Raw genomic sequence first — 26,492 nt, forward strand, 5'->3', positions numbered from 1 at the left:
TTGTAGGGATCAGGAGTTAGGGTGTTGGAGAGTTAGAGAGTTAGAGAGTTTGGGGAGAGTATTGAGTATCGAAGGAGTAAAAGTGTATTTATGGATACCAGTAACCTTAAACCTTAAACCCTGAACCTCTGCAACTCACATCCCGAACCTCGCACCCCGCCTCTCACCACAAAAAAGCCCCGAAATCTAAATTCCGAGGCTGTATTTAAGAACAGACAATAATTACTCATTGCCTATTATTCATTACTTATTAATTACCCTAGGTATGGATATTTGTAGTTTTTTGGAGAAACAAACGTTTCTTTTACGCTTCTTACAGAAACCCATCTCAGAAGATTCATTTTAGAACCTGCTTTATCATTTGTTCCCGAAGCTCTACCACCACCGAAAGGCTGTTGTCCTACTACAGCACCTGTTGGCTTATCATTGATGTAGAAGTTACCTGAAGCATTCTCTAAAGCTTTATAAGCTTCATTGATAGCATAACGGTCTTGTGAGAATACAGAACCTGTTAATGAATAAGGAGAAGTTGAATCTACCAGTTTTAGAGTTTCTTTCCAGTCCTGATCTTCATATACGTAGATTGATAAGATTGGGCCAAAGATCTCTTCTACCATACTTTCATAGTGAGGATTTGTAGTTTCAATTACTGTTGGGTGTACGAACCATCCTTTAGAATCGTCATATTTCCCACCGATAGCTACAGTAGCTTCACCTGAAGCATTAGCTCTGTCGATATATCCTTTACATTTCTCGAAAGAATTTTTGTCAATTACAGCGTTGACGAAGTTTGAAGTATCTTCCGGAGAACCTACTTTAATAGAATTCATCTGAGTTTCCATTACTTTTTTCACGTCAGCCCAAAGAGATTTAGGTACATACGCTCTTGAAGCAGCAGAACATTTTTGTCCCTGATATTCAAAAGCACCTCTTACCAATGCAGTCGCTACAGCTTCTACGTTAGCAGATGGGTGAGCAATTACAAAGTCTTTACCTCCTGTTTCTCCAACAATTCTTGGATATGTTCTGTAGTTGTGGATATTATCACCAATCATTTTCCACATTCCCTGGAATACTTTTGTAGAACCTGTGAAGTGAAGACCCGCAAAATCACGGTGTGCCAATACTTTTTCAGCAGTTTCTTTTCCGTCTGTAAAGATCATGTTGATTACCCCTGCAGGAAGACCCGCTTCTGTCAATACATCCATGATTACTTTTGCAGAATATACCTGCTTGTCAGAAGGCTTCCAAACGACAACGTTTCCTAGCATTGCCATACAAGTAGGAAGGTTTCCGGAAATCGCTGTAAAGTTGAATGGAGTTACTGCAAAACAGAATCCTTCTAATGGTCTGTACTCAACACGGTTCCAGATTCCATTGTCAGAAACCGGCTGCTCAGCATACATTTCTGTCATGAACTCTACATTGAATCTTAAGAAGTCGATGAACTCACAAGCTGCATCAATTTCAGCCTGGTGTACATTTTTAGACTGTCCGATCATGGTAGCAGCATTGATTACATCTCTGTAAGGACCAGCCAAAAGATCAGCTGCCTTTAAGAAAATTGCTGCACGCTGTTCCCAGCCTAGTTCATTCCATTCCTGTTTAGCTGCCAATGCCGCGTTGATAGCGTCATCCACATGCTGCATACCACCCTGATAGTAGAAACCGAAGTCATGAGCATGATCCTGTGGAGACTGAAGCTGTACTTTTGTATCAGTTTTAACTTCTTTTCCATTGATGATCATTGGAATCTCTACCTTTTCTGCCCACATTTTTTTATAAGTGTCGATAAGGCTTTTAACTTCCGGAGATCCCGGTTCATAAGAATTTACCGGCTCATTTACCGCTAATGGTACTTGCGAAATTGCTTTTGACATATTACGTTTTATTATTTTATTAAATTAAATAAGATGTGTATACAAATTTACGATAATTATAAGGAAAGAAAAAAATACCGTCTGTTTTTATGAAATAAAGCTTATTGTTAAGTAATCATTAATGAATAAAGGGTTTTTAACATGTTGTATTGAGAATAACAGATGTATTTATTCGATCTTTTAAATAGAAGGAAAAGATGATGCAGATTATCATAATTACAGGAATAAGGACAAGAAAATATTTGTCACAGTTCAAAAGTAATGCTTAAGTGTTATAAATAAGGGATTTATCATGAAATGTTAAAATTACATAAAATTGCATTTGTTGCGATTTTGAACATTTTAAATAATTTTTTTGATAGCCGGGGTTTTAGGATTGTTCTAATTTTACACCATTATTAATAGTATGAAAAAAAGAGTTTTATTTTTCTCTTTTCTGATGTTTTTCTCAGCGTTGTGTGCAGGTCTTTTTGCGCATAAAGGGAAAACTCAGTCATACTCTGATATTATCTCAAAAATCAATCTCCTTCAGCAGAAATCCGATCAGCAGACCCAGCCTGAAATGTATAGTTTTTCAGATGTGCAGGATGTACAGGATTCCAATGACTGGGAGAAAGTGAAATTTGATTATTCAATACTTGCCCAGCAGTGGCTTAATTATTTCTTTGCAGAGTATTCTCACAATACACGGGTTGAAGCTGTTCAAAACCGTATTTATATTTCAGCACCAAGATACATCCTGTATCATTGCCTGCAGATAGCGGGCTGCTAGTCCCTTTTCTTAATTTTAATGATCCGTTGTGATTTGTATTCATGTTAATACAGATCCGTAAGAATCATTCCCATTTACATTTTTGAACCTATCAGTTTGCCTTTACGGAGAGGTGAATAGGATATTGTTTGTCCAATTTTAAATAAAAATATTATGCACTTAACACCGAGAGAAACGGAGAAGCTTATGCTATTTCTGGCAGGCGAACTCGCTCTAAAAAGAAAGGCAAGAGGCCTTAAATTAAACTATCCTGAATCAATAGCACTGATCAGCCACTTTTTGCTTGAAGGAGCAAGAGATGGAAAAAAAGTAGCCGAACTGATGCAGGAAGGCGCTAATCTTCTTACCAAAGAGGACGTAATGCCCGGCGTATCAGAAATGATACACGATGTTCAGATTGAAGCCACTTTCCCTGATGGGACTAAGCTGGTAACCGTACACAACCCAATCCGCTAATACTACTGATTATGATACCAGGAGAAATTTTCGTAAAAGAAGGTACAATTATCTGCAATGAAGGCAGAGAAACTGTAAAAATAAAAGTAACCAATACAGGAGACCGCCCTATTCAGGTAGGTTCACACTTCCATTTTTTTGAAGTCAATAAAGCGATGAGCTTTGACCGTGAAAAAGCTTTCGGAAAGAGATTGAATATTGTAGCAAGCACTGCAGTACGTTTTGAACCGGGAGAAGAAAAAGAAGTGGAATTGGTAGAAATAGGAGGAACCAGAAAAGCAATGGGCTTCAATAATCTTGTGGACGGACAGGTAGATTCCGAAGAACAGAAAAGAGCGAGCCTTGCAAAAGTTGAAGAATTAAACTTTAAAAATCACTAAGATGAGCTTACACGTAGACAGAAAACAATACGCCAATATATTAGGTCCTACAGCCGGAGATAAAATCAGACTGGGAGACACCGAAATTATTATTGAAATTGAAAAAGATTTCACCCATTACGGAGACGAAGCCGTTTTCGGAGGAGGAAAAACAGTCCGTGACGGAATGGGACAGAATGTTACTGCTAAAAGAGATGAAGGTGTTCTGGACCTTTGCATCACAGGAGCTGTCATCATTGACCATTGGGGAATTGTAAAAGGTGATATCGGAATCAAAGACGGAAAGATTGTAGGAATTGGAAAAGCTGGAAACCCTGATACGATGGACGGTGTAAGTCCTAATATGATCATCGGAGCTTCAACTGAAGTTCACGGAGGAAAAGGGTATATCGTAACAGCCGGAGGTATTGATACTCACATTCATTACATCTGCCCCCAACAGATCGAAACCTCTTTATATAGTGGAATTACTACCATGATTGGCGGAGGAACAGGTCCAAACGACGGAACCAACGCTACGACGGTTACTCCGGGAAAATTCAATATGCAGAAAATGCTCGAAGCGGCGGAAGAATATCCTATGAACCTTGGTTTCTTCGGAAAAGGGAACTGTTCAGCTGAAGAGCCTATCGAAGAACAGGTGGAAGCCGGAGCCTTAGGAGTAAAAATCCATGAAGACTGGGGAGCAACTCCTGCTACGATTGATGCAGCATTGAAAGTAGCTGATAAATATGACGTTCAGGTTGCCATCCACACCGATACTCTTAATGAAGGAGGTTTCCTTGAAGATACAATGAGAGCGATCAACGGAAGGGTAATCCACACCTTCCACACAGAAGGAGCTGGAGGTGGCCACGCACCGGACATCATCAAAGCAGCAATGTACCCGAATGTATTGCCAGCTTCTACAAATCCTACGCGTCCTTACACAGTAAATACAATCGATGAGCACTTAGACATGCTGATGGTTTGCCACCACCTGAGCAAAAATATTCCTGAAGATGTGGCATTTGCTGATTCCCGTATCCGCCCTGAAACTATTGCTGCTGAAGATATCCTCCATGACATGGGCGTTTTCAGCATCATGAGTTCAGACTCTCAGGCAATGGGAAGACCGGGAGAAGTGATCACAAGAACATGGCAGACGGCAAGTAAAATGAAGGAGCAGAGAGGTGATCTTGCTGAAGATAAAGACAGTGGAAATGATAACTACCGTGCAAAACGATATGTGGCCAAATACACGATCAACCCAGCTATAGCACATGGTATTTCAGAATATGTAGGATCTCTTGAAGAAGGAAAATTAGCAGATTTGGTGATCTGGAAACCTGCATTATTCGGAGTAAAACCGGAAATGATTGTAAAAGGAGGATTTGTAATTGCTGCTAAAATGGGAGATCCGAATGCATCCATCCCAACACCTCAGCCCATTATTTACAGAAATATGTTCGGTGCTCACGGAAAAGCTAAGTTTGGTATTTGCGCCAACTTCGTTTCCCAGGTTTCTATAGACAACGGAACCATCGCTTCTTATAAACTGGAGAAAATGATTCTTCCGGTAAAAAACTGCAGAAATATTTCAAAAAAAGATCTTATTCATAACGATAAAACTCCTTTAATTGAAGTGAATCCTGAAAACTATAAAGTAACGGTAGACGGTGAGTACATCACTTGCGAACCGGCGGAAACACTTCCTTTAACACAGCTGTATTATTTATTCTAAGATCAGCTTAAAGTAGAGTGTTTGAAACCAGAATTATTTGTCTTTTGTCATTCTGAACTCAGACTGAAGGTCTGCGAACGTAGTTCTGAAATGTAGTGAAGAATCTCATGGAATTTATCAAGGAGATTCTTCCTTCGTCAGAATGACATTTTCATAAACTCTCTTTATCCAAAGTTGATCTTTAGAATTTTAAAACAATTATAGAACTAAGTTTAAAATGAAAAATTTAAATAAAACAGTTGTTTCTCTTGCCGTAGCCGGAATGTCTATGCTTTCAGGAAATGTAAGCGCTCAGTTTTTGGGCGGGCACAGGCTTAAAAGTGATGAAGAAGGGCCCAAAGGACAGTTTATGGTCTATGGTTCATTAGACTATTCTAAACTTACAACTCCATCCAGCAGCAGCAGTACGGTATCAAGTGCGCCGCTTGGAGTAGGGTACTTCATCAACAATAATGATCTTATCGGAGTCAATTATGCGTACTCACAGAATACAGTTGATCACAATGTAGTCTATAAGCAAAATGAAGCCGGTATCTGGTACAGCCCTTCACTGATGCTTGGAAAATACTTTGTACTGATCGGGCAGGTAGATGCTCACTATGTCTGGGGACAACAGCTTTCGACAGCATCAGACGCAATGCAGAACTTTAACGGATTCCGTCTTCGTGCGTATCCGTTGATCGGAATATTACTGGGAGGAGGCTGGGCTCTGAAATTCAAATTTGCAGAACTTTCCATGCTTCAGACGAAAACAAAAGAAGAAGGCTGGACGAAAAACTATATAGCCGGAATCAGTGGTTCAACATTCGGGGTAGGAATCTCCAAAAACTTAGACTTTAGAAAAAAATCCAAAAATGATAATTAATCAAATCATAGGCAATCTCTCAGAAAATCCTACAGGGAAAACCATAGATTATCTTGATCTGGAATGGTTTGAAACTACCAAAAGAATCCAGCGTAAAAAAACCAGACAGGGAACTGATGTTGCAATCAAGTTTCTCAGAGAAGGGCAGCGTTTGCGTGAAGGAGATATTCTTTTTGAGGATGCAGAAAAAATAATTGCGGTCAATGTTCTGGAAACAGAAGCTATCGTAATGTCGCCCGCTTCACTCCTGGAAATGGGTACCGTATGTTATGAGATCGGAAACAAACATATTCCGCTTTTCATTCAGAATGATAAAGTATTGCTTCCTTTTGAAATGCCAATGTTCAGATGGCTGGAAGCAAGCGGGTTCAAACCGGAAAAACAATCTGTGAAGTTGTTGAATCTTCTTAAATCTAATGTAGAACCTCACGGACACGGAAGTCTGGGATCAACAATCTTTACAAAAATCTTAAAAATGGCCGCCCCGAAAGATGAATAATATCAACATAAATTTCTTGTCAGGACTGCTTCATCTTGCAGATCCTACACTTCCCATCGGAGGGTATACTCATTCCAACGGACTTGAAACCTATGTGCAGGAAAGGATTGTACATAATTTAGCTACCGCAAAAGAATTTGTACAGAATATGCTTCAGTACAACCTTAAATTCAATGACGGAGCTTTTGTAAAACTGGCTTATGAAGCAGCTGAAAAAGGAGATCTGCAGGAATTGTTACTTCTTGATAATGAATGTAACGCTATAAAATGCCCGAAAGAAATCCGTCAGGCCAGTCAGAAACTGGGGATCAGGCTGATCAAAATCTTTAAAAGAAGAGATCATTTCCCTTTTATGGAAGCGTTTGAAAAAGCAGTACAAAATAAAGAGGCTAATTCTCACTACTGTATTGTGTTTGGAGTGTATGCTTACCTGATGAAAATCCCTTTATATGAAGCTCTTTTAGGATTCTATTATACCTCAGTGGCGGGAATGATTACCAATGCGGTAAAGCTTGTTCCTCTTGGGCAGCTGGATGGACAGGATATTCTATTCTCACTATATCCCGTAATGGAAAAAACAGTTTTGGAAACCATGGAGCTGGACAGAGACATGGTAGGACTTTGTAATACGGCTTTCGATATCAGATGCATGCAGCATGAGAGGTTGTACTCAAGACTTTATATGTCGTAAAAGGTGAAAAAGTAAATTGGCGATTGCCCTCTGCTGAGTGAAACGCCCTTGCGATCGTAAAATATTCACGATAAAAAAACTTAGCGCCCATAGCGTTAAAAAACAAGTAAAATTTTAGAAAAATGGAAAACAGAAAATACATAAAAGTAGGAGTTGCAGGCCCCGTAGGTTCAGGAAAAACTGCATTACTGGAACGTTTAAGCAGAAAATTATTCGGGACTTATGACCTTGGAGTCATCACCAATGATATTTATACCAAAGAAGATGCTGAATTTATGGCTAAAAACAGCCTTCTTCCCCACGACAGAATTATTGGAGTAGAAACAGGAGGCTGCCCTCACACTGCCATCCGCGAAGATGCAAGTATGAACCTTGAAGCTGTAGATGAACTGGCGGCACGTTTCCCGGAGATCGAACTGGTTCTTATCGAAAGTGGAGGAGATAACCTTTCAGCCACATTCAGCCCGGACCTTGCAGACGTTACTATTTTCATCATCGATGTGGCAGAAGGAGAAAAAATCCCTAGAAAAGGAGGTCCTGGTATCACAAGATCAGACTTATTGATCATCAATAAAATTGACCTTGCCCCTTACGTAGGAGCCAGCCTTGAGGTAATGGAAAATGATGCCAGAAGAATGAGAAAAGGAAATCCTTTCGTATTCACAAACCTTAAAACAGATGAAGGACTGGACAAAGTAATAGGTTGGATTAAAAAATATGCTCTTTTAGAAGAAGTTGAAGAACCGAACTTAGTAAGATAAATGGACAGTCGTTTAAATATAATTGCAGGATTCAAGGGAGGAGAATCCTATATGAAAGATCTTTATGTCTCACTTCCTTTCAGAGTAGTATCTGTAGGACAGCGGAAAAGTGACAAAAAGCTCTATCAGATGGTGATGAGCTCCTCTCCGGGAATTCTGGATGGAGACCACTACCATTTGGAGGTTGCTCTTGAAAAAGGATCTGCCCTTCAACTGCAGTCGCAATCCTATCAGAGGCTTTTCAACATGAAAGATAAAGCACTTCAGGAACTTAATGTTTCCATGGAAGATGAAACGTCTTTTGCTTACGTTCCTCATCCTATAGTTCCGCATGAAAACTCCAATTTTAAGAGTAAAGCGAATATTCATATCGAGAACAACAGTCAGATTATCATCAGTGAGATCATTACCTGCGGAAGAAAACATTATGGAGAAGTTTTTAAGCTGAAACGTTTTCAGAATGTAATGGAAATCTACCACAATAATAAGCTGGTAGTAAAAGATAATGTTCTCATTCAGCCTGATATGATTCCGATCAGCAGCATCGGGAACCTGGAACAGTATACCCACCAGGGAACTCTAATCTTCTATAGTACAAAGGAAAATGTAGACAAAAACGGATTGATTGAAGAGGTTGTTGAAGCCGCCGCACCGCACCATGAACAAATGGAAGTAGGGGTGTCTGCAATGGATGACAATGGTTTTGTAGTAAGAGCTTTGGGGCATGGAGGAGAGTTGATGTACAATTTCTTCCTGCATATTCAGGAAATTCTCTGGTCACTCGGGTAGAAAAGGAGAGCCTTGTCAAGGTTTTAAACCTTGACAAGGCTCCTCATATAATGATTCATCTACAAAGTTTGCGAGAGGCGTATTCAATAGAAGCGGGCTTTAGCCCGCTTAACAAAAAGAAATCTTCCATTGGCTTTAGCCAAAACTTAATAAAGAATCTGAAATAACAGAATTAATAAAAATGGATAGTACAGTTTGGGCACTTCTTTTGAGTGCCGTTTCAATAAGTTTCATACATACCGCTTCAGGGCCGGATCACTACCTGCCGTTTATCGTGATTTCAAAATCAAAGAAGTGGAGCGGTATGAAAACAGCAATATTAACGGTTGTCTGCGGTTTCGGACACGTATTCAGTTCTCTGATTTTAGGCTTTATCGGGGTTTTCCTGGGATGGCAGCTCAATAAGATTTCCTGGTTTCAGGATATCAGAGGAAATTTCTCAGGATGGGCGCTGCTGATCTTTGGAGGAGTTTATCTGGTATATGGTCTCATTCAGGCTATCAGAAACAAACCTCATAAGCATTTTGATGTAATGGGTGATGATGTTTATGTATACGAGCATAATCACAGTGAAGTAGTAATGCCTCAAAAAAGAATAAAAGTGACACCGCTTGTACTTTTCATGATTTTCGTAATGGGACCCAGCGAACCTTTGATTCCTTTATTATTCTATTCAGGAGTAAAACATTCAATGTCTGAAATTGCTGTTCTGGTAACTTCTTTCACTGTAACTACCGTCTTGACAATGCTTGGAATGGTTCTTCTGGGACGTTATGGTTATTCAACACTGTTCAATACCGAGAAACTGGAAAGATATATGGGAGTGGTGAGCGGAGCTGTAGTAACCGTTTGCGGAGTGGGAATGGTCTTTCTTGGATGGTAAACGAGTTCCGGGGTTCGAGTGGTAGAGTTTGAGAGTAAGAGAGTGGAATTGTTTAAGGTTTAAAGTTGTTATCCTTATCACTGATAATTGACAATTCACCCTTTACTTATGAAGCAAAATTGATTCTGTCTCCAATGTCTATCATCTATCCGTCTCTTATCTTAATATCCACAACTATTAATACAATAAAAAAACTATGAACGAATTTTTCAAAAAACTCCCTTTTATAGACCATGTTTTGAAAGGAATCGGGCAGATTATGCTCCAGGAAAACAGGTGGACAGGACTTCTGTTTCTTATAGGAATCTTTATGGGAAGCTGGCAGTGCGGGGTGGCAGTATTGCTTTCAACGGCAGCCGGAACTTTCACTGCCATGAAACTTAACTATGCCAAATCTGAAATCAATGCCGGACTTTACGGCTTCAGTGCGGCACTTGTAGGAGTAGCATTATCCTTTCTGTTTGAGACTACATTGCTGATCTGGATTTTAATAGTGCTGGGTGGAGCGTTGGCAGCTGTTATTCAGCATTTCTTTATCCAAAAGAAAATTCCGGTGTTTACTTTTCCTTTCATTATCATTACCTGGATATTGGTTTTTGCACTCCACCATTTTACGCATATTCCACCATCTGCGATGTTGAGCAGTGAAGTGGTGCCTACAGACTATGATGATTTTCTTGCCTGTACCAATGGTTTTGGTGAAGTGATATTTCAGGGTGGAGTACTTTCAGGAATGATCTTCTTTCTTGCCGTTTTCATCAGTTCTCCCATAGCGGCTTTATATGGGCTCGCAGCTTCTATTCTTGGGGCAGGATTATCACAGTTGAACGGAGAACCTATTAAAGAAATCCACATGGGATTATTTGGTTTTAATGCCGTGCTTTCAGCAATTGTTTTTTCCGGAGTCAAAAAAACAGACGGTCTATGGGTACTTATTGCTGTTCTTATCACTATTGCCATTGATGATCTTTTAATAGACAATCATTGTCTGGATATTGTAGGTGGAGTATTTACTTTTCCATTCGTAGCTGGAACGTGGATTACGCTTTTAATTCAAAAAATATTTCTTAAAACGAAAGCGTAGCTTTTGAGTTTGAGAGTTGAAGGGGTTGAAGGTTGTGGAGCTTTAAGAGTGAGAATTTTTCCAGTCTCTCATCTCTTCGTCTATTATCTCTCATCTCTCATCTCTTATCTAATTATAATTTAACTAAACAAAAAATGAAAATAACAAAAATAGCAGCTGTATTTCTGGTCATGGCATTCAGTGGAAAAATGATGGCGCAGGAAACAGAAAAACAGTTGCTGATTAAAGATGCAGATGACAAATTTCCCATTGCAGATGCTTTGGTAAAATATGACCACGGGAACAGCCATACTCATACAGCGGCAGATGGTATGTTTGCCATCCCTGTGAAATCCCTTCCTGATACTCTTGTGATCAGCCGTCAGGGATATGATGAGATAAAATGGGTGGTAACCGGCGATGAAGATAAAAATAAAGCTATTTTCTTACAGCATAAGCCTTTTCAGATTTCTGAAGTGGCCATCAATCACAGTTCGTTTTTATCGGCCATTACCAAAGTGGATCTGAATAAATTTCCGGTAAATTCAGCACAGGATTTATTGAGAAAAGTGCCGGGATTGTTTATTGCACAACATGCCGGAGGAGGAAAGGCTGAACAGCTTTTTTTAAGAGGATTTGATGCCGATCATGGTACTGATGTCAGTGTGAATGTGGACGGAATGCCGGTGAATATCGTTTCTCATGCCCATGGTCAGGGATACTCAGATTTACACTTCATAATTCCTGAAACCGTCAATAATATTGACTTCGGAAAAGGGGCCTATTATATGGATCGTGGAGATTTTAATACGGCAGGATATGTAGATTTTCAGACCTATAATGGGTTAAAAAACAGTATGATTAAGCTGGAAGGAGGTTCGTTCAATTCAAAAAGAGTGTTGGGGATGTTCAATATTCTGCATGATGATCTTGGGCGGAAAAATGCCTATATAGCAGCAGAATACAACTATACAGACGGGCCTTTTGATGTAAAGCAGAATTTCAACAGAGTCAATATTTTCGGGAAATACAATCAATGGCTTACAGATAATGATTACTTCAATATTCAGTTTTCAACATTCAATTCTTCATGGAATGCTTCCGGGCAGATTCCGGAACGTGCCGTAGATGAAGGAATTATTGGCAGATGGGGAAGTATAGACCCTACGGAAGGCGGTAAAACTTCCAGAACAAACCTTCAGATGAATTTCAAGCACATTATTTCCCCTTCCGAGCAGATTGATGCCATGGCTTTCTATTCAAAGTATAATTTCAACCTCTATTCCGATTTTACCTTTAATTTAAAAGATAAAGATCACGGAGATGAAATTCAGCAGACCGACGGAAGAAATATTTATGGAGCTGAAGTGAAATATACAAAGACATTTTCCCTTGCAAACAGCTCTTTAAACTGGACTTCAGGAATAGGGTTAAGAAATGATGACATTAATACTTTACAGCTTAATCATGTTTATCACAGAGATATGCTGCTTGACAGACTATCTGACGTGACAGGAACGGAAACCAATCTTCACGCGTACTCAGGACTGGTATGGAAAACAGGAAAATGGACCATTAACCCTGCTTTGAGAGTAGATCATTTTATTTTTAATATGCATAATCTGCTGGATGTGGAACAACTGCCGTCCGGACAGTCAAAAGAAGCAACAAGATTAAGTCCGAAATTGAACTTCTCTTACGCTCAGAACGATAACGTGATGTGGTTCCTGAAAACAGGGATGGGCTTCCACTCCAATGACCTGAGAGTAGTTGTTCCCAATAAAAATGAAAATACCCTTCCGTATTCTATTGGAGCAGATTTCGGGGTGAGATTACATCCTTTCAAATCATTGATTATTACTCCGGCATTATGGTATATGGATCTGCAGCAGGAATTTGTTTATGTAGGAGATGACGCTGTAGTAGAGCCTTCCGGGAAGTCCAGACGCTTCGGTGCTGATCTTGGAGTTCGTTTCCAGCCGTTGGAAAACTTTTATCTTAATGCTGATATCAACTATTCTCACGCGAGATTTACTGAAGAAGAAAAGGGACAGGATTACGTTCCGCTTGCTCCGGTGGTGACCAGTACAGGATCCGTAAACTGGGATTTCATGGATGGTTTTTCTTTAGGACTTCAATATCGATATCTGGGAGCAAGACCAGCAGTAGAGGATAACAGTATCAGAACCAAAGCTTACTTTGTAAATGATCTGATGCTTTCCTATAACCGCCAGAAATGGGGAGCAAATGTTCAGCTTAACAATCTTTTCAATGTAAAATGGAATGAAGCTCAGTTTGCAACCGAAACTCAGTTGAAGGGAGAAGCAGAACCTGTTACAGATCTTACCTACACACCGGGAAGTCCTTTTGGAGTGAGAGTAGGAGTGTATTATAAGTTCTAAATGAATGAGTGGGAGAGTAGAAGGGTTTGAGAGATGAAGTTGGGATATGCAGAAGTTGTTTACCCTTTTACCTTCCATTGATTCAATATTGAGTCTTAAAAATATTTTGTATAACTTTAATTAATCATAACAAGGATATGGAAGTTCTATCCAATTTTCAATATAAAAAACTTTTTCTTCCGAATATTACGGACAAGATATTAGCCAATAATGCTGATATACAGCTCTATCGCATAGAAAACTACCTTAAAGGTATTCTGATGCCGGTGATTCCGTACCGTACAACGTTTAATTTTATTATTTTCGTTACCAACGGTCATATCAGTCAATATCTTGAAAATAAAGAATACCATGCCGAGAAAGGAGGAGTGATTTTTATTAAACAGGGAACCATCACGGCAACCGTAGAATTATCTGATGATATTGAAGGTTTCTTCCTTGCTTATGAAAATAATATCCTGTCCGAACAGGAGCTGCCAAAACACAAAAGCAGTATTTTTTTCATGACTCCTTTTCTGAATCTGGACAGCCTGACTTATGGTACCATTACCCAGCTTCTTCCCATTATGGAACAGGAATTGTGGCTGAATAACCTCAATATCAATGATGTTGTGGTTACCATGCTTCATCTTATCTTGATCAAAATGCTGAGCACAGACTCTGATACCCATCACAAATCAGCGACACGTCCTATGGAACTGTCCCTTCAGTTTCGGGATCTTTTGTTTAAATATCATGTGGGAGAAAAAAGAGTGGCATTCTATGCGGATAAGCTGTCTGTAACAGAAAGCTATCTGAATAAATGTGTAAAAGGTGTTACCCAGAAATCCCCCAAACAGTGGATCAATGAGATCGACATCAATTACAGCAAGGCATTGCTTCATTCCAGTAAAGATATTGCAGAGATTGCTTACGAACTGAACTTTCATACCGCTTCCCATTTTACCCAGCTTTTTAAAAAAATTGCAGGCATTACCCCGAAGGAATACAGAATACAGTTTTTGAATAACAGCAGGATTTCAATATAATAGGGTTGGGAGCAGGAAGCCTGATGCTGGAAGTATTGCAGAAGCTTGATCAAAATGAGTTGAAAGTTCAGAATTTGATTTCATAAATTTCAAAACTTCCCTCTCCCTGCTTCCCTCTTCCTACATCCTCTCATTTTCAAGAATTTTCAGAACCAGCCTTTCCTCTTTTGTCAGATCGGCTTTTCCGTCATTTTCTTCTATGATTTCAAGTTCGTCAAGGTATTTTTTGATGGTATTGTTTTCATAGAGATTAATGACTAAAGGATGAACATAATATTTTCTGCAGACAGCTGATGTATTTCCCAGGTTTTCTGCAACCATCTCCAGGGCTTCTTTTACTTTCTTTTTATATTGACTGTCATTTTCAGCATAGCCAATTTCTTTAAATGCGATCAAAGCACTTACCGTTCCGGACCATGTCCTGAAATCCTTAGCCGTAAAATCTTCGCCGCTGATCTCTTTTATGTACTCATTCACCATCCCCGAATCTACAGAATGGCGGTTTCCATCATCATCAAAATACTGGAAAAGTTCTTTTCCCGGAATATCCTTACATTTCTGAATAAGCCTTGCCAGTCTTTTACTTCTGAGGTCAACGTTATGCATAACGCCTTTTTTTCCTTTAAAAGAGAAGGTAATTTTCTGTCCTTTTACCTTGACATGCTTATCCTTTAAAGTAGTCAGTCCAAAAGAACCATACAGTTTTTCATACATCGTATTACCAATACGGATATTGGTCCTTTGCATAAGGCTTACAATTAAGGCCAGGATTTTACGCTTTTCAAAATTTCTCAGCGCAAGATCCTGTTCTACATGCAGTCGTATATCCGGTAATGCATATCCGAACTGAAGCATCCTGTAAAATTTCGTATGATTTCTTAAAGCGCTCCAAAGAGGATGGTAGCGGTATTGTTTTCTTTTTTTGACATCGAAGCCGGTGGCCTGAAGATGCCCGTTGTCAAGGGCACAGATCCATACATTTTCCCAGGCGGGAGGAAGTACGAGACTGTTGATCCTTGTAATTTCGTCCTTATCCTTTATTTTTTCACCGTCTTTATAATAGGAATATTTCTTTCCCGTTTTCTTACGGGTAATTCCGGCGGTTTCTGCATCGGTGGTATATACAAGATGTACCGCCTTTGCAGAAGCTTCCGGGTCCTTCATTATTTTAACAATTTTGGAAGGCTTAAGGTGAGAAATCATCTCCAAATCTGTATTCTTCTCCATAAGCATGGTTAAGAGTTTTTACCCTTCGAAAATATCAGTAAAAGAATCCCTACTATTACACAGACTAAGAGAATTCCCCACCACATTCCTGCCTTAAAAATTGTTTCCACTGCTTCACAACTTGTTAGTGTCAACAAACTTAATATCGTAATACTGTAAAAGCTCCACTTTTTCATAAGTTTATATTTTTGTTGAGGTGTTAGATTCTGAGTCGGTCAGCTCTCCATTTTTTGATAGACCTTTTAATTTCATCTCCTGAGATGTTTTCATGAAGAGCTCTGTATAAAAGCTCCTTGAATTCATCGTCATAGGTAAATCTCAGTGCAGCAATCTGATCAAATCTTAGTTTTTCAACAACTTCATCTGATCTTTTATTGAAAATTTCAAAATACCGCTGTTGAAACTCCAGAATTACCATTCGGTTTTGAAGCCCCAATGCGTAATGTTGCCGCGTCATAAATGCCAGATAAAAAAGCAGAAAAATAACGATAGAAAATAATATCCATGTCAGCTGATTTCCCGGATCATCCCAGATTTTATAAATTCCGAAAATCTCCAATAGGATGAGCAAAGGAAGATAAACAAAATGATGAGGTGGATAAAACTTCCTGTGGTTATTATAGTTCTGCTGTTTCATGGAGTTGAATACAGCAATAATCTTTCCAAAAATTTATTATTTTGATAATGTGGTAGTTTTTTTTACATGAAAATGATTTATTTTATCAAATATGTTTAACATTTTAATGAGAATATCATAAAAGTTTTTGGTGTCTTTAAGGGAGAAATCATCAACGTGATTTAAAGTAAAAACTTAAAAAGTCAAACTGCAGATCTCCTCAAAAAGAATTCCTGTTAAAATAACAGATTATTAAGTAAAATAGCCATTAGATTTCAACTCACGACTTCAAATTTTTCGTAACTTTCGGTGTTTAAAAAAAGAAAAGAATGACTTCAAAGGAAAAAGTTGCTGCGCTTCGTGAAGAAATGCAGAAAAATAATGTTGATGCATTTATAGTATATTCTGCAGACCCGCATATGAGCGAATACCTTCCCGAAGAATGGCAGGAGAGAGCTTGGCTGTCTGGTTTCCTGGGTTCTGCTGGTTTTGTGGTAGTTACCAAAGACAAAGCCGGACTTTGGACAGACGGAAGATACTTTACACAGGCCGCTATCGAGCTGGATGGTTCAGGAATCGATCTTTTCAAAGATGGTATGGAAGGAACTCCTAATTATATCGACTGGATTATTTCAGAAATCCCTTCAGGCGGTAAAGTGGCTGTAAATGCTTTAGCAGCTTCTAATGCCAACTGGGAACTGCTTTCTCAGAAATTTAATTCAAAAAATATTACGCTGGTAGATTTTCCGCTTTTAAAAGAAGTTTGGAAAGAAAGAGGAACGCCGTCTGCCAATCCTATTTTTGTACATCCGGTAGAGAGAGCAGGTAAATCTGTTTCTGATAAAATTGCTGCCATCCGTCAGAAAATGGAAGATCAGGAAGCTACCGTACACATCATATCAAGTCTGGATGATGTAGCATGGACCGTCAATCTGAGAGGAAGTGATGTAGAAAGCAATCCTGTATTTTTAGGGTATATCGTGATTACAAAAAATGATGCGGTACTCTTCACAGGATTAGAAAAAATGGAAGTAGGAGCAAGAAAGCAAATGGATGATTCCTTTGTGAAAATGATGCCTTACGAAGAATTCTACAATTACCTGAAGACCTTCAAAAATGAAAAAGTACTGGTTTCTCCCAACAGTAACCAGCAGATTTTTGAAACATTAAAAACAGACAATCAGTTTATCAAAGCTCCGGTTCCGGGTAACCTGATGAAAGCCCAGAAAAATGAAGCTGAGCTGGAAGGTTTCAGAAAAGTAATGGTAAGAGATGGAGTTGCTATGGTGAAATTCCTTTATTGGTTAACGCATAATGCAGGAAAAGAAGCCATGAATGAATATTCTATCGGACAAAAGCTGAGAGGATTCCGTGCAGAAGGTGAAAACTTTGTGGGAGAAAGCTTCGGTTCTATTGTAGGATATAAAGACAACGGTGCCATCATGCACTATTCTGCCAAAAAAGAAGGAAGTAAAGAAGTAACCAATGAGGAAACTATCCTGGTAGATTCAGGAGGTCAGTACCTTGAAGGAACTACAGATATTACAAGAACTTTCGCCTTAGGGACACCTTCGGAGGAGTTTAAAAGAAATTCAACATTGGTATTACAGGGATTGATCCGTTTATCAATGGTGAAATTCCCGAAAGGAACAAAAGGCGTACACCTTGATGCCATTGCAAGACTTCCGTTATGGATGGAAGGCAAAGATTTCAACCACGGAACAGGGCATGGAGTAGGAAGCTTTATGAATGTACACGAAGGACCGCAAAACATCAGAAAAGACCTTAACCCTCAGGAACTTCTTCCGGGAATGGTATGTTCAAACGAACCTGGATATTACCTTGAAGGGCATTACGGAATCCGTCATGAAAACCTGATCGCAGTAAAAGAAGCAGAAAAAATAATTCACGGAACATTCTATGAATTTGAAACATTAACATTCTGCCCGTTCTTTAAAGATACCGTAGTGAAAGAAATTCTTTCAGAAAGTGAAATCGCATGGTTGAATGGCTACCATAAAACATGTGAAGAAAAGCTTGCTCCTTATCTGGAAGGAGAAGTTAAAGAATGGTTCCTGCAATTGGTAAGCCCTCTTTAATAAACATATAATCAAGATGAAAAGCAGATGTAGTCATTACTTTAAATCCTGAATTTTAAACAATAAACAGAAGAATTGTTAGATAAACCAAAGTCCTGTAAGGTATTCCCTGCAGGGCTTTTCTTTTTTGTACAACCGTATTTTTACGGATATAATTCTAGGGATTTTACTGATGGATAAAAAACAGTGTTGACCTATCTTTGTTACAACAAAACATCATTCATATCTTCATAAATAACTCAAGTAAATTCAAAACGGTGATCATCTCGTCCTGAGATGATTTTTTTTTGCTGTTAATTAAAATTTGTCTTAAGTAGGCTGAAGAATCTAATGCTTCTGGCTATCAATGAGATTCTTCCTTCGTCAGAAATCGAAGATTCGACGTAGTCAATGACAAAAGTCAAATTATTTGCCTTTTGAGACTGACCACCTTTGCTCACTTAAAATAAAATCTTAGAAAAAATGAAAACTTTGCGTTTATAAAGCATGTTGCATTCATCTTTTATCTATTTTCGTGTTTCATTAGAATGCACTTATTTTTAAGAATGATGATACAGGATTATTTTAAAAATTTTAATCTGTTTTCAGAGAAAGAAATTGAAGAACTACTACCGCTTTTCGAAATCCGGAAACTGAATAAAAACGAATATTTCGTACAGGAGGGTGAGCGTTGTAGAGAAGTAGCTTTCATAAACTCAGGAATTTTCCGGTCTTTCTACACTTCCGGTGACGGGAAAGATATGACCTATTGTTTCAAGTTTCCGAATACGATGATTGCCGCCTATTCATCATTTATTTCAGGATGTCTCAGTAAAGAAAGCATCCAGGCTATTACTGATGTAGAATTATTGATCCTGAAAAAAGAGAAAATGGATATTCTGGTTCAGGATGCGCTGAACTGGACTCAGTTTTTAAAAATCATTGCTGAACAGGAATATCTTGAACTGGAAAGAAGGTTTTTTCAGCTTCAGAGAGACAGTGCGAGCCAGAGATATGCTGCACTTCTTGAAAACTATCCTGATTATATTCAGAAAATCCCATTACAGTACTTATCTTCTTATCTGGGAATTACACAACGGCATTTGAGCCGTATCAGAAAGGAAGTTTCTTTTTAGACATTTGTCCTGCTTATTGAAATGGGCGCGCTATACTTTTGTCAAAAAAAGTTATGGAGCAAAATATTTTAATCATTGGAGGAAATGGATTGGTTGGAAAAACTATTTCCCGCATTCTGAAATCAAGAAACCCTCATCTTACAGTTTATATTGGAGGACGAAAAGGAGGACAAACGGATAAAGACCTGAGAATAGACGTTACAGATCCTTCTTCTTTTAAGGTTATTCTGGAAAAAAAAATAAGCCTCATCATTCTTTCTGTGAATGACAGAGAAGATGATGTTCTTCGTTTTGCGATTGCTCATCATATAGATTATCTGGATATCACCAAACCTACTCCGGCTTTGGTAAAAGCTTATGATATTGCCGGAAAATCAGATGTAAACAGCAGAATTGTCTTCAGTTCAGGCTGGATGGGCGGAATTGTACCGGGATTGGTCAATACCCTGTCCCATTCAGATGATATTAAGGAAGTAAAGGTTTTTGTATATTATTCTGTAAAAGACCTGGCAGGGGAGAGTTCAGCCCATTTTATGGCAGAAAATGTAGCGGTTCCTTTTGTACATTATAAGAATGACAAGCCAGTTTCTATCAGACACTTTTTGGATACAGAATCTTTTAAATTCTCTTTTGGAATAGGAGAGAGAAAGGCTTACAATTTTGATGTGCCGGATCTGTATATTCTTAACAAAGTGGAACGAATTCCCGGTGTAAGTGTAAAAATGACTTATAATTCCAGGTTCATTACCTGGCTGCTGGGATCCTTTCAGTATCTGAGAATCTTTAATATTTTATCATTAAAAGAAAGAAAAATGATTTTTGGATCCAGTGGAAACGGAGATCAGTCTGTGTTTGAAATTATAGTAAAAGATAAAGAAGGTCAGAAGAAACTGAGCTTACGAAGTATGAAAGGACAGGCAGAACTTACTGCTTTATCTGCTGTTCTGCATACCGAAGAACTGTTGAGAAATCCCCATGAGAATAATGTCTATTTCAGCCATCAGCTGCATGAGCCTTTATCATTAATGACACAGCTTCATACCTATGAAACGATCAATATCAATATCACCCAATGAAAAAAATAGCAATTATCAACGGACATCCCAATCAAGATTCTTTCAACTTTGGAATTGCAGAAGCTTACAGGGAAGGAGCAAGAGAAACAGGAGCAGAAGTTAAGGAAATTGTCATAAGAGAGTTGAAATTTAATCCTAATCTGCAGTTTGGATACCAGAAAAGAATGGAGCTTGAACCGGATCTGGTGAAAGCATGGGAAACTATTCAGTGGGCAAACCATTTGGTTTGGGTGCATCCCGTTTGGTGGGGAGGATTTCCAGCCTTGATGAAAGGATTCATAGATCGTCTTTTCTTACCGGGACTGGCCTATAAATACCGTGAAAATTCTGTATGGTGGGATAAGCTTTTAAAAGGTAAAACTGCACATATAATTACCACATTAGACCAGCCGGGTTGGTATTACCGTCTGTTTTTTGGCAGACCCAGCGTAAATCAGCTTAAGAAATCCATACTGGAATATTGTGGCGTAAAACCTGTAAAACTAACTTATATCGGGATCATCCGGGATTCTAAAGATGAGCAAAGGGTTCAATGGCTGAGAAAAGTGAAGGAATTAGGAAAGAAACAGAAATAATTTAAATTTTAGGATGTAGTAATGATAACTTTATCCGGCACTCATTTTCTATTGCCGGATAAAGTTTCATTATTATAGTAAAATACAGTTACTTTACCATTTTACAATCCTTTTTTTCCTTCAATCCAATAGGCCTGTGATTTTATACATTTGGGAGAAACTCCTCTTGCTTTAAGAAATTTCCTGATCAGAGACATTCTTCCCCCGTTTCCGGTGAGATAAAAAATAACCTCATCATCAGAGATGGATTCTTTTTCTTCCCTTAGAAAATCATTCAAAGCTTCAATCATTCTCATGGTATTGTTTTTCGGGCTGTGGTAACCAAATAAATTCAGTTTTTCAAGAGCAGAACATTCTTCCAGTTCATGAAGACAAATAAATAAAGAACCATTTTCTTCCACGGCTTCTTTGATTGAAAGTGAACTTCCCAGTGACGTTTCGTCACCCACAGAAAAATGAATTTTTGCGTTGGGAGCAAAGAATTGTTTCCCTCTGGGCATTAAAAGCTTTATAGAATCTCCGGCAGAAAGCTGGGTCACAAAATGACTGCCGGCAGCAGAAGAGTCATGCAGGTGAAATAAAACATCAAAAGTTCCTGCTTCCTGGTTGAAGTTGAACGGAGAATAATTCCGGAAATCGCGGCCATTGATTCTTATTGCTATTGCATACGCAGGTTCGTAAGAGACATCCTGTAAATCTGTTTGAAAACGTATAAGACGAAGATCATTCGTGACTTTTTCTATATGGATAACCGTACAGTCTTTAAATTTTGAGGACCAGACATTTTCTACAGTGTCGTTGATCCATTTTGGTAAGCTCGGCATAAATCATTTTTATTGCAAAGGACGTTGCAAAATCAGAAAATACCGATAGCTGTTTCGTGGGAATAATTGGACTATTCGTGGTTAGTGTTTGTTTTGATACAGATTCCTGAATTCTGATGGGGATTGGTCTTCCAGTTTGGAAAATAAACGGCTGAAATAAGTGTGGTCGCTATATCCCAGCTCATAAGCGATCTCTTTTACACTTAGGCTCGTAAAGACCAGCAATCTTTTAGCTTCAATTAAAATTTCCTGGTGAATCCAATGCTGTGCGGGTTTTCCGGTTGCTTCACGGACAGCCTCCGTCAAATATCCTCTTGTGATATTTAAAATTTCTGCATATTCGGATGGACTTTTCGTTGTTTTAAAATCCTTGCGAACCAGACTTCTGAATGTCCTCGATAACTGCAAAGCACGGTTTTCGCTGGAAGCTGGGAATAGATTTTTCCGGGAATAAATCAGAACGAACATTCCCAGGAAAGCATTGAGCAATGACTGTACAACCAGAAAGCCTTTTTTAGAGGAAAGCATGTCATCTGTATAAGAAGCATGAAGCAGGCTGGCTGTTGTATTCACTTCCTGAATGAGGGTTTTATCTATCGCCAGCGGCTGTATTTCCCCCAGAGATTCATCAAAAAAAGAACGTACCGTATCAGGAACAAGCTCTGCTTTTACCGCTACAAACCATCCGCAAACGTCTTTCATCAAAAGCCCCTGATGTACCTGTCCCGGCAATACACAGAAAAGAGTGGAATCTTTTGACTCAACCGTTTTAAAATCTACCATCATTTTTACATGACCGCTTTCCATGCAGGTGAAAATGTAATGACTGTCCCGGTGTATCCCTTTGTCCAGAAGAATATCCTCCGCATTCTGAGTCCGCTTATCCATTCTTTTGACATGGAATCTGTGGTGAGAAATGCCGTTTAAATCATAAGTAGGAATGGTCTGCTTCATCTGTAGCCTGTTGTTATGAGGATAAATACGCAATCGTAAAATTACGTATTTTCACGGTTTTGCACTCGGAATATTAATCTCAAATTCGCGGTGAATAATGATTAGGTTTCTTTAGATCAGATTTTATATGAATATACACCGGAATTCGGAACAGAAAGAAACCTGTTCCGGATTTTATTTTGCTTTTGAAAATGCCATTTTTATCGCTAAATAGGTTAACACGCTGGCCATAAACCATTTCTGAACCTTTATCCAGACCGGATTATTGGAAAAGAAGACGGCAACTCTTGCAGCCGTTAATACAATGATAAAGTTAATGCTGAAGCTGATCAGAGTCTGAATCACTCCAAGTTCAAGACTCTGAGTGAATACGGAACCATACTCAGGTTTGATGAACTGAGGAAAGAAAGACAGGTAAAAGACAGCCACTTTCGGATTTAATACATTCGTTAAAAAACCAATGGTAAAGAGCTTTTTAGGACTGTCATGAGCCGCATTTTTATCAACATCAAAAATATTTTTGCTCTTGGGTTTTATAGCCTGATAAGCCAGATATAAAAGGTAAACAGTTCCCACAGCTTTAAGAACGGTGTACGCCAGCGGAACGGCCAGCAAAACTGCAGTCAGACCAAAAGAAACCATGACAATGTGGAATAAAAACCCACACACTACTCCGGCCAGGGAAATAAACCCGGACTTTTTCCCTTGTGTTATAGACTTTGAAATCAGGTAAATCATATTAGGACCGGGACTGATCACTAAGATGAGTGCAGCCAGGATGAAAAATATAAGTTCGTGAAATGGAATCATTGGCAGTCGTTATTTAAATGGGAGTATTCCCGGCACAAAGATACAGACTGTTCCTGATCCGATATTATAAAAAATTCAAGAAATATTAATTTTCACTCAATTGAATTTTATTTTCCACTTGAATGTGATTTAAAATAAATATCAGTCTGTTTTTTTTGTAAATTTCAACACATAAAATAATTATCATTCACAAATAAATACTATCATGACTACTGAAAATATCTTTGAAGCCATCAGGAAATGGAAAAATCTTATTGATTTCTATAAAAACGGAATTGACACAAATGGGGCAGAAATTTTGAATTTTTTAAATCAGGGAACTCATTTCAGTGTTTTAGGTGAGGAAATTGAACAATGGAAACAGAACCTTGGAACAGTAGAATTAAAGACGATCCATGCATATGTGGGTATTCATGAAGAACAGTTGAAATTTTTTCTGATTGATTCTAAAAGTGATAAGGATGCCGATTTCAGTAACATCATCATTAAAGAATTTTCCCGAAACTTCACTGAAGAAAAGATGGAAAGCAGCAATGATGAAGAAGTGGCACCACCTCCAATTACAGCTGAATCTGCCATTAACCGTAATTTCAGATGGAACATGTTTGGCACTTCATGGATACAGGCTCAGAAAACAGAAGCTATTTTTCAGCTGATTTCTATTCCGTTTTCAGATTATGACAAAATGGGGATTACAGGAGCACAAACCTGTACCAGTTTCTTCGGACTTACGGATGATCTGGAGAAAAAAGATCCGGATTTTCCTTATCATATCGAAATTATTACAGTGAAAAGCCTTGCGATTAATCATATGAGTGAGACTGCAGAAAACTATTCTACTCCAAGGCCTCCTTTTACCGTTGATACTCTTAATGATTATCAACTTTTGAAGCAAAGCACCAGTGTTTTCGTATAACAGCTTATCCCTGTATTTACAAATTATTATTAACCTGGTCTTGTGTACAGGACTGATTATATTGGTAAAAGAAGGGATAAAAACAAAACTTCCTGTAATTATATTGCTCTCAGGAGAGTTCATGCTGGAGCTGACGGACTTAGCGGACCGGCTGATGAAATTAAATACACTCAATATTTACAACTATATATTGAGCCAGTTTTTTGGCTTAATGATTCTTACTGTGATTTATAGCAATTACTATATCCGGCTTTCCCGTGAATTAAAATGGATAATCTATGGGTATGCAATATTAGCATTGATTATTAATTTGTTGTATGTACAAGACGATACACAGGTTACTTTTTATTCCAATATTATCACCAGTATTATTATTTGCACTTATGCCGCCTTTTATTTTGTGAAGATCATCAGGGAAGGCAGGGCAGACAGAGATATGTTTATCGTGAATATCATTGTTTTTCTGTTTTTTTCTATTGAATGTATCATATCCACGACCTTTAATTTTTTAATCAGCAACCATCTGAGTTGGGTAGCTCCTATCTGGCTTTTCAGAGGCCTCCTGCTATTGTCATTTTATATTGCTTTTATTAATCTGGGATGTGGCGTTGGGAAAATCAGGATCAGATAGTTCTATGGATATGGATCGGTATTGGACTATTTTTTTTAACAACGTTATTCATTACGTTATTGGTCATTAATTATTTGAGAAGTATAAAGAAAAATAAACAGAAAGTCTCTCAGCTGGTCCGGAATACAAAAAAGGAATATTGGGAGAATACACTGCTTTTACAGGAAAAGGACAGGGAACGCCTGGCAGAAGAACTTCATGATAATATTATCTCGCAGTTGAACCTCATCCGCCTGAATCTTACGGATAAAAAGCCTGAAGAGCTTAATCGCGATTTAAAAAAATCCATGCAGCTGATAAGGGAATTGTCCCATAATCTCACACCACCGGATCTTGATGAGGTTGAACTGGCAGATTTGATTGCAGATTATCTTGAACAGGTTAATAAAAATATAGAGGTCATTTTCCGCCATATTACCATAAGAACTCCCATCAGCAGTCCGGTAAAACTGAACCTTTTCAGAATTGTTCAGGAACTGGTCACCAATATTCTGAAACATGCTGAAGCTACCAGAGTAGATGTATCGCTGAGAATATCTCTGAACTATCTGATGCTAACCATAGAAGATAACGGGCGGGGCTTCATCATGGAAACCCATTCGGGAGGTATTGGATTGAGGAATATTCAATCAAGAGCACAAAAAATTAAAGCCATTTATAAACTTAAAACACAGCCTGAAAAAGGCACAAAATTCATAGCCTGTATGGCAATACAATAAAAATAAACATGGAACACACAAAAATTAAAATCGGAATTGTAGATGATGACCTGCTGTTTGTACAGCTTTTGAAAAACTATATTGATCATAATGGAGAGTACCAGGTTACGCTGACCTCAACAGGCGGTTATCAATTTCTCACTGAGGATTCCGGATCTTTAGATATTCTGATTCTGGACCTGAGAATGACGAATGGTGACGGCCTTGAAGTCATGTCTGAACTGGCCAAAAGAGAAACGGAGACCAAAATTATTGTTCTTTCCAGTTTTTACCGCCGTTCATTTATGGGACAGATGCTGAAAATGGGAGCCCATGCTTTTTTGCCCAAAGAAATTGAATTGGAGGAATTATTGGCTGTCATCAAAACCGTTCACCACACAGGACATTACTTTTCCAATGATCAGATTGATGTTATGAGAAGCCAGCTTTCCAACAAGCTTCCGGAGTTTCATGCCTTTTCTAAGAATGAGCTTACTGATAGAGAAGTGGATGTTCTGCGGCTGGTTTGCCAGCAGCTCAGCACTAAGGAAATTGCAGACTCTCTTTTTATTTCTCCCAAAACGGTAGAAACCCATAAAACCAACCTGATGATCAAAACAGGAGTGAAAAATATGGCCGGGCTTGTGATTTACGCAGTACAGAATCAGGTTATCGATCCGAATGAAATCGTATTATTTGATAAATAGTTTTATCTCAAAAAGAATCAGGGAGTACATGAATGCACTCCCTGATAACAAG

27 protein-coding genes are annotated in these 26,492 nt (G+C 38.5%); 21 read left to right on the forward strand and 6 right to left on the reverse strand.

The window, feature by feature from the left end; genetic code table 11:
* Positions 1–254: 254 nt before the first annotated feature.
* Positions 255–1,880 (reverse strand): L-glutamate gamma-semialdehyde dehydrogenase, encoded by a 1,626-nt coding sequence (gene pruA, locus FN817_RS15105; RefSeq protein WP_142718674.1) that lies wholly within the window; start codon positions 1,878–1,880, stop codon positions 255–257.
* Between the two features lie 406 nt (positions 1,881–2,286).
* On the opposite strand from pruA, the gene FN817_RS15110 reads away from it, so the two are divergent.
* The 13 genes from FN817_RS15110 to FN817_RS15170 all read left to right on the forward strand — a co-directional run bounded on the left by FN817_RS15110 (position 2,287) and on the right by FN817_RS15170 (position 14,192).
* Entirely contained in the window at positions 2,287–2,652 is a 366-nt protein-coding gene (locus FN817_RS15110) for a hypothetical protein (protein WP_142718675.1), read from the forward strand.
* A 153-nt stretch (positions 2,653–2,805) separates the two neighbouring features.
* A complete protein-coding gene (gene ureA / locus FN817_RS15115) occupies positions 2,806–3,108 on the forward strand; it encodes an urease subunit gamma (protein ID WP_034697260.1) in 303 nt (100 codons plus the stop codon).
* An 11-nt stretch (positions 3,109–3,119) separates the two neighbouring features.
* Positions 3,120–3,488 carry an urease subunit beta gene (ureB, locus tag FN817_RS15120; RefSeq protein ID WP_142718676.1) on the forward strand — a complete coding sequence of 123 codons (369 nt, stop codon included), beginning with the start codon at positions 3,120–3,122 and terminating at the stop codon, positions 3,486–3,488.
* 1 nt (position 3,489) lies between these two features.
* Entirely contained in the window at positions 3,490–5,211 is a 1,722-nt protein-coding gene (gene ureC / locus FN817_RS15125; protein ID WP_142718677.1) for an urease subunit alpha, read from the forward strand.
* Between the two features lie 217 nt (positions 5,212–5,428).
* Positions 5,429–6,076 (forward strand): hypothetical protein, encoded by a 648-nt coding sequence (locus FN817_RS15130; RefSeq protein WP_142718678.1) that lies wholly within the window; start codon positions 5,429–5,431, stop codon positions 6,074–6,076.
* Positions 6,066–6,575: an urease accessory protein UreE gene (gene ureE, locus FN817_RS15135; RefSeq protein WP_142718679.1), complete on the forward strand. Its 510-nt coding sequence runs from the start codon at positions 6,066–6,068 to the stop codon at positions 6,573–6,575. The genes FN817_RS15130 and ureE overlap by 11 nt, the downstream gene beginning before the upstream one ends.
* Positions 6,568–7,266: an urease accessory protein UreF gene (locus FN817_RS15140; RefSeq protein ID WP_228451574.1), complete on the forward strand. Its 699-nt coding sequence runs from the start codon at positions 6,568–6,570 to the stop codon at positions 7,264–7,266. Before ureE ends, FN817_RS15140 begins: the two co-directional genes overlap by 8 nt.
* A gap of 122 nt (positions 7,267–7,388) precedes the next feature.
* A complete protein-coding gene (gene ureG / locus FN817_RS15145; protein WP_002977658.1) occupies positions 7,389–8,027 on the forward strand; it encodes an urease accessory protein UreG in 639 nt (212 codons plus the stop codon).
* A complete protein-coding gene (locus FN817_RS15150) occupies positions 8,028–8,816 on the forward strand; it encodes an urease accessory protein UreD (RefSeq protein WP_142718680.1) in 789 nt (262 codons plus the stop codon).
* A gap of 181 nt (positions 8,817–8,997) precedes the next feature.
* The gene (locus tag FN817_RS15155; protein ID WP_142718681.1) at positions 8,998–9,699 is read left to right on the forward strand and encodes a hypothetical protein; all 702 of its coding nucleotides are present in this window, start codon (positions 8,998–9,000) and stop codon (positions 9,697–9,699) included.
* 196 nt (positions 9,700–9,895) lie between these two features.
* Entirely contained in the window at positions 9,896–10,783 is an 888-nt protein-coding gene (locus FN817_RS15160; protein ID WP_142718682.1) for an urea transporter, read from the forward strand.
* Positions 10,784–10,917: 134 nt separating this feature from the next.
* Positions 10,918–13,164: a TonB-dependent receptor gene (locus FN817_RS15165; protein ID WP_142718683.1), complete on the forward strand. Its 2,247-nt coding sequence runs from the start codon at positions 10,918–10,920 to the stop codon at positions 13,162–13,164.
* Positions 13,165–13,301: 137 nt separating this feature from the next.
* Positions 13,302–14,192, forward strand: coding sequence for a helix-turn-helix domain-containing protein (locus tag FN817_RS15170; RefSeq protein ID WP_142718684.1), 891 nt, complete (start codon positions 13,302–13,304; stop codon positions 14,190–14,192).
* A 120-nt stretch (positions 14,193–14,312) separates the two neighbouring features.
* Here FN817_RS15170 and FN817_RS15175 read toward each other — a convergent pair whose 3' ends face one another.
* Positions 14,313–15,419 carry a DNA topoisomerase IB gene (locus tag FN817_RS15175; protein WP_142718685.1) on the reverse strand — a complete coding sequence of 369 codons (1,107 nt, stop codon included), beginning with the start codon at positions 15,417–15,419 and terminating at the stop codon, positions 14,313–14,315.
* Positions 15,420–15,618: 199 nt separating this feature from the next.
* Positions 15,619–16,056 (reverse strand): DUF6526 family protein, encoded by a 438-nt coding sequence (locus FN817_RS15185; RefSeq protein WP_142718686.1) that lies wholly within the window; start codon positions 16,054–16,056, stop codon positions 15,619–15,621.
* 308 nt (positions 16,057–16,364) lie between these two features.
* Here FN817_RS15185 and FN817_RS15190 point away from each other — a divergent pair, with 308 nt between their 5' ends.
* The 4 genes from FN817_RS15190 (at position 16,365) to FN817_RS15205 (ending at position 20,900) form a co-directional block, all read left to right on the forward strand.
* Positions 16,365–18,134 carry an aminopeptidase P family protein gene (locus FN817_RS15190; protein WP_142718687.1) on the forward strand — a complete coding sequence of 590 codons (1,770 nt, stop codon included), beginning with the start codon at positions 16,365–16,367 and terminating at the stop codon, positions 18,132–18,134.
* A gap of 548 nt (positions 18,135–18,682) precedes the next feature.
* Positions 18,683–19,249, forward strand: coding sequence for a Crp/Fnr family transcriptional regulator (locus FN817_RS15195; protein ID WP_142718757.1), 567 nt, complete (start codon positions 18,683–18,685; stop codon positions 19,247–19,249).
* A gap of 53 nt (positions 19,250–19,302) precedes the next feature.
* On the forward strand, positions 19,303–20,325 hold the full coding sequence (locus FN817_RS15200; RefSeq protein WP_142718688.1) for a saccharopine dehydrogenase family protein: 1,023 nt from the start codon (positions 19,303–19,305) through the stop codon (positions 20,323–20,325).
* Positions 20,322–20,900 (forward strand): NAD(P)H-dependent oxidoreductase, encoded by a 579-nt coding sequence (locus FN817_RS15205; protein WP_142718689.1) that lies wholly within the window; start codon positions 20,322–20,324, stop codon positions 20,898–20,900. Before FN817_RS15200 ends, FN817_RS15205 begins: the two co-directional genes overlap by 4 nt.
* Before the next feature lie 101 nt (positions 20,901–21,001).
* On the opposite strand, the gene FN817_RS15210 is transcribed toward FN817_RS15205, so the two are convergent.
* The 3 genes from FN817_RS15210 to FN817_RS15220 form a co-directional block, all read right to left on the reverse strand.
* Entirely contained in the window at positions 21,002–21,724 is a 723-nt protein-coding gene (locus tag FN817_RS15210; RefSeq protein WP_142718690.1) for an FAD-binding oxidoreductase, read from the reverse strand.
* Between the two features lie 81 nt (positions 21,725–21,805).
* Positions 21,806–22,678 (reverse strand): helix-turn-helix domain-containing protein, encoded by an 873-nt coding sequence (locus tag FN817_RS15215; RefSeq protein ID WP_142718691.1) that lies wholly within the window; start codon positions 22,676–22,678, stop codon positions 21,806–21,808.
* Between the two features lie 174 nt (positions 22,679–22,852).
* On the reverse strand, positions 22,853–23,488 hold the full coding sequence (locus FN817_RS15220; protein WP_142718692.1) for a LysE family translocator: 636 nt from the start codon (positions 23,486–23,488) through the stop codon (positions 22,853–22,855).
* A gap of 205 nt (positions 23,489–23,693) precedes the next feature.
* Between FN817_RS15220 and FN817_RS15225 the strand changes: the two genes are divergently transcribed.
* From FN817_RS15225 to FN817_RS15240, 4 genes are read left to right on the forward strand one after another with little or no spacing between them, the layout of a single operon-like run.
* Positions 23,694–24,404 (forward strand): hypothetical protein, encoded by a 711-nt coding sequence (locus tag FN817_RS15225; protein ID WP_142718693.1) that lies wholly within the window; start codon positions 23,694–23,696, stop codon positions 24,402–24,404.
* 40 nt (positions 24,405–24,444) lie between these two features.
* Positions 24,445–25,035 carry a hypothetical protein gene (locus tag FN817_RS15230; RefSeq protein ID WP_142718694.1) on the forward strand — a complete coding sequence of 197 codons (591 nt, stop codon included), beginning with the start codon at positions 24,445–24,447 and terminating at the stop codon, positions 25,033–25,035.
* Positions 25,005–25,754, forward strand: coding sequence for a sensor histidine kinase (locus FN817_RS15235; RefSeq protein ID WP_142718695.1), 750 nt, complete (start codon positions 25,005–25,007; stop codon positions 25,752–25,754). The genes FN817_RS15230 and FN817_RS15235 overlap by 31 nt, the downstream gene beginning before the upstream one ends.
* An 8-nt stretch (positions 25,755–25,762) precedes the next feature.
* A complete protein-coding gene (locus FN817_RS15240) occupies positions 25,763–26,440 on the forward strand; it encodes a response regulator transcription factor (RefSeq protein ID WP_142718696.1) in 678 nt (225 codons plus the stop codon).
* Positions 26,441–26,492: the final 52 nt, after the last annotated feature.

The sequence above is a fragment of the Chryseobacterium rhizoplanae genome, assembly GCF_900182655.1.
In the GTDB taxonomy this organism is placed as follows: domain Bacteria; phylum Bacteroidota; class Bacteroidia; order Flavobacteriales; family Weeksellaceae; genus Chryseobacterium; species Chryseobacterium rhizoplanae.